Below are 12,775 nucleotides of genomic sequence, written 5' to 3' on the forward strand. Positions count from 1 at the left end.
GGGGCGTGGGGATTACCACTGGTAACTCACAAAAATCTTACCGTTGCGTCCGTCCTGAGGAATGCCCTGAGGAGACCAGTACGCCTTGTCGAACGCGTTACCCAGCACCAGCGTCGTGGTTACCCCTTTGAGCTGCTCATGGCCTTTATAACTTACGTAGAAATCGTTAACCGCATAGCCCGGCTGTTCGCTGTAGCTACTGCTGATATGGGTTGAGCGATCGACGAAGGTGCCGATCCAGCCGACGGAGAAACCGCTTTGCGCCACCGGGATATCCAGCTTGCTGGTGACGGTATCCGGGTTGATGCTGGAGATATACTCGCCCGTATCGGTATCTTTTCCCCGGGTGCGGTTATAGGCGACGTCGAGGTTGAACAGGTCGGCCGTGTATTTCGCCATCACGTCCCAGCCCCAGATTTTGGCGTGGGGAACGTTCATGGACATGGTGGTCGCAGCCGCAAAATCGACGCTGGTGGAGATGTAGTCTTTGGCTTTGGTGTCGAAGTAGCTGGCCTTGAATTCCAGCGCATCGTTAGCAAGCATGACGTCGTCAAAGCGCAGTCCGAAGCCAAACTCCTGCGTTTCATTGGTTTCCGGACGCAGGTTCGGGTTCGGTACCCAGTAGTTAGTGTAAAAGCGGCCGATGGAGAAGTGTTTGGCGTCGTTATACATTTCACCCATGGTCGGCGCACGGAAGGCCTGTGCGTAAGAGCCGAACAGCATCAGCCAGTCGGTCGGGCTGACGGTCAGTCCGGCACGGGAGGACCATCTGTCCGCGTTCACATCGTCGTATCCTTCGCTGCTCCCGCGGTAATTATCGTAACGGGTACCGCCGAGAAGCGTGACCGGCAGGTCGCGCAGGGTGATCTCGTCCTGCAGCCAGCCGGAGCTGAAATCGATTTTAGCCTCCGGGAAGCCGGTGGTGGTGCCCCCCGGATGTTGCTCCTGACGGTAGTATTCGCCGCCATAGGTCAGAAGATGTGAGGCAAACGTGTCGCTGAACAGACGGGTGCGGTTTTCCACTTTGCCACCTTTGGTGGTCTGCTTGCGAAACTCGCCGGTGCCGTCAAGGTTCTGGGCGTTAATGCGCGCTTCAGACCAGTAGAGTTTCGCATCGGCATTCAGCCAGTCGTTGCCCTGGGGAGCCAGGTGATAGCCCAGCTGAGCGTCTCGCTGAATGGTGGAGCGATCGGTCATGGGATTGCTGCTGGCGTCTGCGGCGGGGGTTTGCGGGTTTTTTGGCTCCTGCGCCGCGTTATTGTAATAGCGCAGGGATCCGCTCAGCGTCTGGGCCGGGTCGATGGCCCAGCGGCCTTTTGCCAGCATGTTGTTGATGAATTCGTCATTCGGTGCTGTTCCACCGTCGCTCTGGCGCAGATCGCCGCGATCGCGGCTCGACCAGGCAACCAGTCCGTCCAGGGTTTCGGTACGCCCGTAAGCGCTGGCCCCCATGCCCAGACTGTGATCGCCCGTCGCGCCTGTACCAAACACGCGGTAGCCGCTGTTTTTTCCCGGTTCCAGCAGGTCATTTGCATCGGCGGTGTCATACGCGATCACGCCCCCCAGCGCGCCGCTGCCGTACAGTAAGGCTGACGGGCCGCGAACCACTTCGATACGTTTAATCAGGGCCGGGTCGAGGAACGTGCTGTTCAGGTGGCCAGTGTCGGTCCCCTGGCGCACGCCATCCACCAGCACCAGCACGCCGCGGCGGTCGTAACCGCGCAGGTTGACGTCCTGACCGTTGGTGCGCCCGGTGCCGTCAAGCATCAGGCCTGGGACGTAGCGCAGCAGGTCGGCGGCCGAGCTGGCGGTCTGGTTTTCCGGGGCCGCGGTGTCAATCACGCTGACCATCATCGGGGCTTCGAAGGCGCTGCGGGCGTTGCCGGTGGCGATAACGGTCATGTCATCTGTGGCCGCAAACGTGACGCCCGGCAGGGCGCTGACAACGGATAGCGCAAGGCAGGACGGGCGCAAAAATGCGGAATGCAGGTGTGGCATAGCAACTCTCCATAAAGAATCGAAAGCGCTGGCTGCCTGGGGATCACCTGGGTGGCTGGCGAAGGTATTGTGGTATTTATTTGGTGAGGATCAGCTTCCCGGCATGGGTCTGGCGCAACAGATAAAGCTGGCCGTCATGCTCGATGATCACGCGTCCCTCGTCCCCCAGCAGGCTTTTACTGTCGATCCGACGATCGGTGCGCGCTGGGGCAGGTGCTGTGTGTGTGTTTTCGGGCGTTGCCGCGTTGTTATCCGTACGTGACATAATGTTTATAAATAACAATCAATGTAACAATGATAATCATTATCAACAAAGTGAAAATTCACGGCAAGCGTTTTTGTGAAAAAACTGTGATGGGATCAAAACAGAAGAGGATGTGGCCGTGCGCGAACGTAGACCCTCTCCCGCAGGAGAGGGTAAAAGGCAAGGACTAAAAACGTGAATCGACCGCTGCCGCCAGTTTCTCCAGCAGCAGTTCGCTGTCTTCCCAGCTCAGGCACGGGTCGGTGATCGACTGGCCGTAAACCATTGGCTGTCCGGCTACGATTTTTTGCGTGCCTTCCCGGATAAAACTTTCGGCCATAATGCCCGCGATGGCGGTTGAACCGCTGACGATCTGCTGGCAGATCTCATCACACACGTCCAGCTGGCGGCGATGCTGTTTCTGGCAATTGCCGTGGCTGAAATCCACCACCAGGTGTTCCGGCAGGTCGAATTCGGCCAGCGTTTCACACGCCGCAGCAATATCTTGCGCGTGGTAATTAGGCTTTTTCCCGCCACGCATGATGATATGCCCGTATGGGTTGCCGCTGGTCTGATAAATGGTCATCTGACCGCGCTTATCCGGCGACAGGAACATATGGCTGGCACGCGATGCACGGATCGCATCAACGGCAATTCGCGTGTTGCCATCGGTACCGTTTTTAAAACCAACCGGGCAGGAGAGGGCAGAGGCCATCTCTCGGTGGATCTGGCTTTCCGTGGTGCGCGCGCCGATAGCGCCCCAGCTGATGAGATCGGCGATAAACTGTCCGGTCACCATATCGAGAAACTCGGTGGCCGTCGGTACGCCCAGCTCATTGACCTGCAAAAGCAGTTTACGCGCCAGCTCAATACCATAATTAACACGGTAGCTGCCGTTCAGGTCCGGGTCGGAAATCAGCCCTTTCCAGCCCACGACGGTGCGCGGTTTTTCAAAGTAGGTGCGCATGACAATTTCAAGGCGATGCTGGTACTTGTCCCGCAGTCCCTGAAGCCGTTTTGCGTAATCCATTGCGGCATCCAGATCGTGGATGGAGCAAGGGCCAATCACCACCAGAAGACGTTTGTCTTCGCCATTAAGGATTTTTTCAATGCGACGGCGGGATGCCGTGACATGTTCCGCTACACCCGCGGAAACAGGATGCCGCTGTGCCAGTTCAGCCGGTGTGACCAGGCTGTCAATGCGCGCAGTGCGGAGTTCATCGGTTTTATTCATGAAATGTCTCAGAAAAATTTTTGCTTCATCGGCAGACTACCGGGAAGTGATGGGCATCACCTTAAACCAATCCCTGCTGAATTCAAGTTCGGCGCGTCTGCGCGCCGAGGATGTGGTGATGATACCCGATTCTGAGTTATTGTACTAGCATGTTAGTACATGCGGCGGTTGAGTCCCATGATATCGAGGATTTTGGTGGCGATCTCTTCTACTGAATAGTTAGTGCTGTTTAGCCACGGGATCTGGTTTTTGCGGTACAGCGCTTCCACCTCGGAAACCTCCATTCGACACTGGCGCATTGAGGCGTAGCGGCTGTTCTCACGCCGTTCTTCACGTATTGCCGCCAGCCGTTCCGGGTTGATGGTCAGGCCAAACAGCTTGTGCTGGAGCGGCTTAAGGGCGGCTGGCAGCACCAGATTGTCCATGTCGTCAGCAATAAAGGGGTAGTTGGCGGCGCGGATACCGAACTGCATCGCCAGGTAAAGGCTGGTCGGGGTTTTCCCGCAACGCGAGACGCCCAGCAGTATCACCTGCGCCTGGTCGAGGTTACGCAGCGAAATACCGTCGTCGTGCGCCAGGGTGTAATCAATGGCGGCGATACGCGCATCGTATTTGGTCAGGTTGCCGGGGTTCAGCCCGTGCGTTCGGTGGGCGATAGGCGTCGGATCGAGTTTCAGTTCGCTCTGCAGCGGGGCCACCAGCGCCTGGACGATATCCTGACAGAACCCTTCACTTTGCAAAATAATCGCGCGAATTTCAGGGATCACGATGGAGTAGAAGACCAGCGGGCGGACCCCCGTCTGCTGGAAGATGGCGTCAATCTGGTCCTTCACCGCCTTTGCACGGCTCTCATTTTCCACAAACGGCAGCGTGATGCTGTTAATCGAAACCGGGAACTGCGACATCACCGCATGTCCCAGCACTTCGGCGGTAATCGCCGTACCATCAGAAATATAAAAAACGTGGCGATCGACAGCATTATCCATTTTACCCACCCTGAATATCGTACGTAATTGTCTGAAAGCATAAATTAAAAAAGTAAATTACACAGCAAAGAACTTATCCTAATTATAAATGAAACGGTGTTTTTGATTTTCCTGAAAAGTGGATTTCATTTTTCAATTAGCGACTTTATTTTTAGGGTTTTTGGCTGAATATATAGGAATCATCGGGTTAGCGGATGGTGGGAAAGTATCCGAAAAGTTGAAAATTTAAATTGCTTACACGATTCACCGTTTTTTTAGCGGAAATAATTATGCCAGTATAAATACGTAGTCAGGTGTTTCTTACTCCGATCAAATATCACAAAAGGATTGTTTCGATGTCCAACAATGGCTCGTCACCGCTGGTGCTTTGGTATAACCAACTCGGCATGAATGATGTAGACAGAGTTGGGGGCAAAAATGCCTCCCTGGGTGAAATGATTACAAACCTGTCGGGTATGGGTGTCTCCGTACCGAACGGGTTTGCCACAACCGCCGATGCCTTTAACCTGTTTTTAGACCAGAGCGGTGTAAACCAGCGCATTTATGACCTGCTGGATAAAACGGATATTGATGATGTGACCGAGCTTGCGAAAGCCGGTGCCCAAATCCGCCAGTGGATTATCGACACACCTTTCCAGCCGGAACTGGAAAAAGCCATTCACGAAGCCTACAACCAGCTCTCAGCGGATGATGCCCAGGCGTCGTTTGCCGTGCGTTCTTCTGCCACCGCGGAAGATATGCCCGATGCGTCATTCGCCGGACAGCAGGAAACCTTCCTTAACGTCCAGGGTTATGACGCCGTGCTGGTGGCGGTGAAGCACGTCTTCGCGTCCCTGTTCAATGACCGCGCCATCTCTTACCGCGTGCACCAGGGCTATGACCATCGCGGCGTGGCGCTTTCTGCTGGCGTACAGCGCATGGTGCGCTCCGACGTGGGCTCTTCCGGCGTGATGTTCTCCATCGACACCGAATCCGGCTTCGACCAGGTGGTGTTCATCACCTCGGCGTGGGGTCTGGGTGAGATGGTAGTACAGGGCGCGGTGAACCCTGACGAATTCTACGTTCATAAGCCGACGCTGGCCGCAAACCGTCCGGCGATCGTTCGCCGCACGATGGGCTCGAAAAAAATCCGCATGATCTATGCCCCGACGCAGGAGCATGGCAAGCAGGTTAAGATTGAAGACGTACCGCAGGAAATGCGTGACCGTTTCTCCCTGACCGATGCAGAAGTGCAGGAGCTGGCGAAACAGGCGGTACAGATCGAAAAACACTACGGCCGTCCGATGGATATCGAATGGGCCAAAGATGGCAACACCGGCAAGCTGTTTATCGTGCAGGCGCGTCCGGAAACTGTCCGCTCCCGCGGTCAGGTGATGGAGCGTTATACCCTGCACGCACAGGGCAAAATCGTGGCGGAAGGCCGCGCGATTGGCCATCGCATCGGTGCCGGTCCTGTCAAAGTGATCCATGACATCAGCGAGATGAACCGCATTCAGCCAGGCGACGTGCTGGTGACCGACATGACCGACCCGGACTGGGAACCGATCATGAAGAAAGCGGCGGCCATCGTCACCAACCGCGGTGGCCGTACCTGCCACGCGGCAATCATCGCCCGTGAGCTGGGGATCCCTGCCGTTGTCGGTTGCGGTGACGCGACCGAGCGCATGAAGGACGATCAGAAAGTGACCGTCTCCTGTGCGGAAGGCGATACCGGTTACGTGTATGCCGATATTCTCGACTTCAGCGTGAAGAGTTCAAGCGTCGATACCATGCCGGATCTGCCGCTGAAGATCATGATGAACGTTGGTAACCCGGATCGTGCGTTTGACTTTGCCTGCCTGCCGAACGAAGGCGTTGGCCTGGCGCGTCTGGAATTTATCATCAACCGTATGATTGGCGTTCACCCGCGCGCGCTGCTGGAGTTTGACGACCAGGACGCGAAGCTGCAGAACGAAATCCGCGAGATGATGAAAGGTTACGACTCGCCAAAAGAGTTCTACGTCGGTCGTCTGACCGAGGGGATCGCCACGCTGGGCGCGGCGTTTTATCCGAAGCGCGTGATCGTGCGTCTGTCCGACTTTAAGTCAAACGAATACGCCAACCTGGTGGGGGGTGAGCGTTACGAGCCAGAAGAAGAGAACCCAATGCTCGGTTTTCGTGGCGCCGGACGTTATGTTTCTGATAGCTTCCGTGCCTGCTTCGCGCTGGAATGTGACGCCGTGAAGCGCGTGCGCAACGACATGGGACTGACCAACGTTGAGATCATGATCCCGTTCGTGCGTACCGTGGATCAGGCAAAAGCGGTGGTGGAGGAGCTGGCACGTCAGGGTCTGAAGCGCGGCGAAAACGGGCTGAAGATTATCATGATGTGTGAAATTCCGTCCAACGCCCTGCTGGCTGAGCAGTTCCTGGAGTACTTCGACGGCTTCTCTATCGGCTCGAACGACATGACGCAGCTGACGCTCGGTCTTGACCGTGACTCCGGCGTGGTCTCTGAACTGTTTGATGAGCGTAACGAGGCGGTGAAAGCGCTGCTGTCGATGTCCATCCGTGCGGCGAAGAAACAGGGTAAATATGTCGGGATTTGCGGTCAGGGTCCGTCTGACCATGAAGACTTTGCCGCATGGCTGATGGAAGAGGGGATTGACAGCCTGTCCCTGAACCCGGACACCGTGGTGCAAACCTGGCTGAGCCTGGCCGAACTCAACAAGTAACGCCATCAGCACCAGAAAAAGGCGAGGATATATTCCTCGCCTTTTTTATTTCATGCCTTATTTGCTCCCCATCACAAATAAAGTAAAAAACCAAATATCATAATTTGTCTGTTAATTTAGACAATTGTTAGCGCGCAAAGCGTTGCTAATACTTGAGCCTTACCGCGCATTTCCCTCGCTGATGCGCAACTGGTTGAAATACGTTTTAACCTGATAAAAAGGCAAATAACAATGACAATCTCCTCTGTATTGCGTACCAAAGATAAAATAGGTTATGGCTTAGGTGATATGGCCAGTGCGCTGGTCTGGCAAACGGCAACCTTATTTCTCGCCTATTTCTATACGGATGTTTTCGGTTTGCCGGCGGCCATCATGGGCACCATGTTTTTAGTGGTGCGCGTGGTGGATGCTTTTGTCGACCCTTGCATCGGCGCGCTGGTCGACCGCACCCAGACGCGGCACGGTCGCTTTCGTCCCTGGCTATTGTGGTTTGCCATCCCATTTGGCGTAAGCTGCCTTATCACCTTCTATGTACCGGACGTCGGGCCGACGGCGAAAATCGTGTATGCCTGCGTCACTTACGCCATCTTAAGCCTTATTTATTCCGCGATTAACGTCCCGTATTGCGCCATGCCCGGGGCGCTGACGCTGGATCCGCGTGAGCGTCACTCGCTGCAGTCCTGGCGCTTCGGCCTGTCGTTCATCGGCGGGTTGATTGTGACGGTGATCGCCTTACCGCTGGTCTCGCTGTTAGGCCAGGGCAACGTTCAGAAAGGCTATTTCTATGCCATGAGCATGATGGGCCTGCTGGGTATTATTCTCTTCTTCTGCTGTTTTCTGATGACCCGCGAGCGTTATTCCCCGCGCAATGACACCTCGGGTTCGATGATCGGCGATTTAAAACTGCTGGCCGGAAATAGCCAGTGGCGAATTGTTTTCCTGTTTAATATTTTGCTGTTAACCGCAGTGGTGACGCGTGGTTCTGCCACCATGTATTACGTGAAATATGTGCTTCTACGCCCGGAGCTGGTATTTGCCTTTATTGTTTCCGGGATGGTAGCGTCCTTAACGGGGGCATTATTATCTGAACGTCTGTTGGGGAAATTTGACCGCGTCCGTGCCTATCAGTGGACCATTATTTCCTTCGTGATTTTCGGCGCGCTGATTTTCTTCCTGCCGCCTTCGCAGATCTGGCTGATTTTTGGCCTCAACATTATCTTTAGCTTTATTCAGAACCTGACCACGCCGCTGCAGTGGACCATGTTCTCTGATGTGGTCGATTATGAGGAGCATCGCAGCGGCCGTCGTCTGGATGGTCTGGTCTTTTCTACCGCGCTGTTTGCCATCAAATTTGGTCTGGCGCTGGGCGGGGCGGTGGTCGGTTGGGTTCTCGGGATGGTGGATTATGCGCCCGGTCAGGCAACCCAGGCACCGCACGTGCTCTCTACCATTAATGCGCTCTTCACCCTCATCCCCTGCGTGCTGTTCCTCTGTATGGTCGCGCTGCTGACCATTTACAAACTCAACAGCAAGCTCGTCAATTCCATCGCCCGCGAGCTGGCCAGCAAACGCGAGGTGCGAGACGAGACAGGACAACTCACCCCGGCCACCCATTCCGCAATACAGGAGTAACACATGACAGCGATTTATAAGGACGCGGGACGTCCCGTGCATGAACGCGTCGCCGACCTACTGGCACGCATGACCCCCGAAGAGAAGTTCGCCCAGATGCATGCCTACTGGTTGATCCTCGATGAAAACGGTAACCACCGCGAACGCAGCGATCTGAGCGATGAATTCGCGGGTGTGAGCGAACAGGCTGCGCTTAGCGAACGGCTGAAACTGGGGGTGGGACAGATTACGCGTCCACTGGGCACCCATATTGTTGATGCGAAAACAGGCGTGCGTGCCGCTAACCGCCTGCAGCGCATGATGATGGAAGAGACGCGCCTCGGTATTCCGGCGCTGTTCCATGAAGAGTGCCTGGTGGGGCTGTTGTGCAAAGATGCCACGCTGTTCCCGTCGTCGCTGAACTACGGTTCGACCTGGGATCCGCAGCTGGTGCAGCGTGCGGCAGAACAGATTGGCAAAGAAGCACGCTCTGTTGGCTGCCAGCAGGGGCTGGCCCCGGTGCTGGATGTCTCTCGCGACGTTCGCTGGGGACGCACCGAAGAGACCTTCGGAGAAGACCCGTGGCTGGTGGGGGTGATGGCTACGGCATACGTGAAGGGTTTGCAGGGCGATAAGCGCGATCTTCTGGCAACGCTCAAACATTATGTGGGCCACTCCTTCAGCGAAGGGGCACGGAACCACGCGCCGGTGCATCTTGGCTTTAGCGAACTGAACGACACCTTCCTGCTGCCGTTTGAGATGGCGGTGAAGCTGGCCAATGCCGGTTCGGTGATGCCTGCCTATCACGATATCGATAACCAGCCCGGACACAGCGACCACTTCCTGATGACAACCGTGCTGCGTGAACAGTGGGGGTTCGATGGGATCATCGTTGCGGACTACGGCGGCGTGAGCCTGCTGCACCAGCATCATGGCATCTCGCACGATGCCGCCGAATCTGCAGCGCTGGCCTTCAATGCCGGGTTGGATGTCGAACTACCAAAAGATGACTGCGCGCGTCATCTGGCAGAAGCCGTTGAGCGCGGACTGATTTCCATGGCGAAAGTCGATGAAATTGTTGCTCGCGTCCTGACCGAAAAATTCCTTCTTGGCTTGTTTGAAAAACCGTATGCCGATGAACAGGGCATCGATTTGCAAAATGAGGCAACGCGTCAGGTTGCAAGGGAAGTGGCGACCCGTTCGCTGACGCTGCTTGAGAATAACGGCATTTTGCCCCTCGGCGGCAACCCTCGCGTGGCGGTCGTCGGGCCAACGGCAGACGATCCGCTGGCGCTCCTCAGCGGTTACAGTTTTCCGGTGCACTTAATTATTAGCGACATGGTGGAAGAGACCTCGCAGGTCACGACACCGCGCGCGGCGCTTGAGCAGTATCTGGGGGCCTCGCGGGTACGTTATGCCAAAGGCTGTCACATTATCGAAAAACGGATGGCGGGTGCGCCGGTGTTTCCGGGTGACAGCGGCGGTAAACCCATGCAGCAATCTCCGGTCTCGCAGCATACCGACCTGATCCCTGATGCCGTAAAAGCCGCACAGGAGAGTGATGTGGTGGTGGCCTGCGTTGGCGATCTCGCCGGGCTGTTCCAGAGCGGAACCGTCGGGGAGGGCTCTGATACCGACTCTCTGAATCTGCCGGGCGTACAGCAACAATTGCTGGCTGCGCTGGTAGCCACCGGCAAGCCGGTTATCGTGGTCATGACCGGCGGGAGGCCTTACAACCTTCAGGGGCTGGAAGATAACGTCGCCGCGTTGCTGATGGCCTGGGCGCCAGGGCAGGAGGGCGGCTGGGCGATTGCGGATGTATTAACGGGCCGCGCTGAACCGCAGGGACGTCTGGTGGTCAGCGTGCCGAAAAGCGCGGGAGCAATGCCCTATTACTACAACCACAAGCTCAAAAGTGGCGGCACACCGTTCGCTTTCCATTTCGGCTCCCGCTATCCCTTTGGCTTCGGTCTCGGCTGGACGCAGTTTAGCTGGGGAACGGCGCGCGTGGCTGAACCCCGCGTTCCGATCGACGGCGAGGTGGTCGTAAGCCTGGATATCACCAATAGCGGTGAGCGCAGCGGCAGCGAGGTGGTACAGGTCTATGTGCGGGATAACGTCGCCACGCAGGTGCGGCCCCTGCAGGAGTTGAAGGCGTTCCAGCGCGTCACGCTCTCACCGGGTGAAACCGCCACGCTCACCTTTACGTTGCCCGTTGAGATGTTCAACTTTACCCGTCGTGACGGCAAACGGATCGTCGAACCGGGTGAATTTGAACTGCAGATTGGTGCATCGTCGGCGGATATTCGCGAGGTGGTGACGGTCAATGTGACCGGGGAAACCCGTGTATTGTCAACGGAATGGCGGATGCTCAGCACCTGTGACGTCAGCCGCGCGTAATCAGGATAAAAAAAAGCCCATCGTGGGAGATGGGCAAAGACTACACACAGCAATTCGTTGTTTCACTCAGGGGATTTCCATGCTTATAAATCAAGGTGTTGATTTATAACCGTGTCCTAATAGTAGGCATGTCAGCTTTTAGCGTCGATCAGATTCGTCTCAATAGTTAAAGAGACGTAAAGATTTCTTGAGGTTAATAGGGGACTTAGAGCCGTAATAGCGGGTCTGACCAGTGCGCAACGAATAAATACTTTAGCAACGTTTAAGTATTAAAGGGGAATATGTAGGCCGGGTACGCGACTGCGTTACCCGGCCTGTCCGTTACTGCTTGTTCTTATCTTCGAGCTCTTCCAGTTCGCTCAAAATCACGTCCGGGTCCGTTCCCGGAGGCGGGATTTCGTGCACCCAGGCGGAGAACAGACGCCAGGTCACGGCCAGAAGCACCGGGCCAATAAACAGACCAATCATCCCAAAGGCAATCAATCCACCAATTACGCCTGAGAGAATAAGGATCAGCGGCAGGTCTGCGCCCATGCGAATAAGGATGGGACGAATAACGTTATCCATGGTGCCAACCACGCAGCTCCAGACCAGCAGAACGGTGCCCCACGTGGTATCACCGGTCCAGTACAGCCAGATAATGCTGGGTACCAGCACCAGCAACGGACCCAGTTGCGCAAGGCAGGTCATCAGCATGACCACGGTGAAGACGGTGGCGTACGGCACGCCAGAAATCGCAAGACCAATACCGCCCAGCACCGCCTGAACCAGCGCCGTTACCACGACGCCAAGCGCAACCGCGCGCACGGCCTGCGCCGCCAGCAGAACCGCGGCATCACCCCGTTTGCCCGCCAGGCGAGTGGCAAAATGACGCACGCCTAAAGCCACCTGCTCACCGCGCCAGTACAGCAGGGCGCTAAAGACCAGCATCAGCGTACAGTGCATCATAAAGCGGCCAATGTGCGCTGCCTGACCCACAAACCAGGTGGTAGTGGTGCCAATATACGGGCGCACTTTCGCCATCAGCGCGCTGCCACCCATCTCCAGCAGGCCATGCCAGCCGCTGTAAAGTTTTGCGCCAACAACCGGAATGCTGTTAAGCCAGGCGAGATCCGGCGGCGTCAGATCGCCACTGGTCACGGCGCGAATCACCGGGCCGCTGGAGTCGACAAGGCTATTGACCAGCAACGCAACGGGAATAATGAACAGCAGGAACAACAGCAACGTCATCACCAGGACCGCCAGCCCACGACGTCTGAAGAGCAGTTTCTGTAACCGTAACAGTAAAGGCCAGGTGGCAACCACAACGGTTGCAGCCCAGGCGAAGCCGAGAATGAAGGGTTGAACGATCCACAAACACGCAATAATCATGAGGGCCAGGAACAGCACCGACAGCAAAATTTGCGCAACATCCCTGGGCTGGCGAAGATTGACCATAAATGAAACTTTCCTTAATTGAACACCAGCGTGGCTGGCGGGAACGGAAAACCGCGATTCTCTAATCATTAATGATTTCAGCGATTTTTGACAGGCGAATTCTGCCTGTAATTCTGCAGAGCGTATAAGAAAAAAATGTGATAAAACTTTT

General features: G+C 55.9%; 8 protein-coding genes and 1 other RNA gene. 3 read left to right on the plus strand and 6 right to left on the minus strand.

The features are described from left to right. Positions 1–12: 12 nt before the first annotated feature. The 4 genes from ACMGG3_RS05175 to ppsR all read right to left on the minus strand — a co-directional run bounded on the left by ACMGG3_RS05175 (position 13) and on the right by ppsR (position 4,462). Positions 13–1,998 carry a TonB-dependent hemoglobin/transferrin/lactoferrin family receptor gene (locus tag ACMGG3_RS05175; RefSeq protein WP_414149647.1) on the minus strand — a complete coding sequence of 662 codons (1,986 nt, stop codon included), beginning with the start codon at positions 1,996–1,998 and terminating at the stop codon, positions 13–15. Between the two features lie 76 nt (positions 1,999–2,074). After that, on the minus strand, positions 2,075–2,263 hold the full coding sequence (hemP, locus tag ACMGG3_RS05180; RefSeq protein ID WP_020884389.1) for a hemin uptake protein HemP: 189 nt from the start codon (positions 2,261–2,263) through the stop codon (positions 2,075–2,077). 166 nt (positions 2,264–2,429) lie between these two features. Beyond that, a complete protein-coding gene (aroH, locus tag ACMGG3_RS05185; protein WP_025204385.1) occupies positions 2,430–3,476 on the minus strand; it encodes a 3-deoxy-7-phosphoheptulonate synthase AroH in 1,047 nt (348 codons plus the stop codon). Between the two features lie 152 nt (positions 3,477–3,628). Beyond that, complete coding sequence (ppsR, locus tag ACMGG3_RS05190; RefSeq protein ID WP_020884387.1) at positions 3,629–4,462, minus strand: posphoenolpyruvate synthetase regulatory kinase/phosphorylase PpsR; 834 nt, start codon at positions 4,460–4,462, stop codon at positions 3,629–3,631. 335 nt (positions 4,463–4,797) lie between these two features. On the opposite strand from ppsR, the gene ppsA reads away from it, so the two are divergent. From ppsA to ACMGG3_RS05205, 3 genes are all read left to right on the plus strand, one after another. Further along, positions 4,798–7,176, plus strand: a complete 2,379-nt coding sequence (ppsA, locus tag ACMGG3_RS05195; protein WP_414149648.1) for a phosphoenolpyruvate synthase — start codon at positions 4,798–4,800, stop codon at positions 7,174–7,176. Between the two features lie 231 nt (positions 7,177–7,407). Continuing rightward, a complete protein-coding gene (locus tag ACMGG3_RS05200) occupies positions 7,408–8,808 on the plus strand; it encodes an MFS transporter (RefSeq protein ID WP_020884385.1) in 1,401 nt (466 codons plus the stop codon). Positions 8,809–8,811: 3 nt separating this feature from the next. After that, positions 8,812–11,187: a glycoside hydrolase family 3 N-terminal domain-containing protein gene (locus ACMGG3_RS05205; RefSeq protein ID WP_414149649.1), complete on the plus strand. Its 2,376-nt coding sequence runs from the start codon at positions 8,812–8,814 to the stop codon at positions 11,185–11,187. Positions 11,188–11,192: 5 nt separating this feature from the next. On the opposite strand, the gene rprA is transcribed toward ACMGG3_RS05205, so the two are convergent. Further along, an RNA gene (rprA, locus tag ACMGG3_RS05210) (antisense sRNA RprA) lies at positions 11,193–11,300 on the minus strand. Between the two features lie 208 nt (positions 11,301–11,508). Continuing rightward, on the minus strand, positions 11,509–12,624 hold the full coding sequence (gene ydiK / locus ACMGG3_RS05215) for an AI-2E family transporter YdiK (RefSeq protein WP_414149650.1): 1,116 nt from the start codon (positions 12,622–12,624) through the stop codon (positions 11,509–11,511). Positions 12,625–12,775: the final 151 nt, after the last annotated feature.

It is taken from the genome of Enterobacter sp. BNK-18 (assembly GCF_047456135.1).
GTDB lineage: Bacteria > Pseudomonadota > Gammaproteobacteria > Enterobacterales > Enterobacteriaceae > Enterobacter > Enterobacter ludwigii.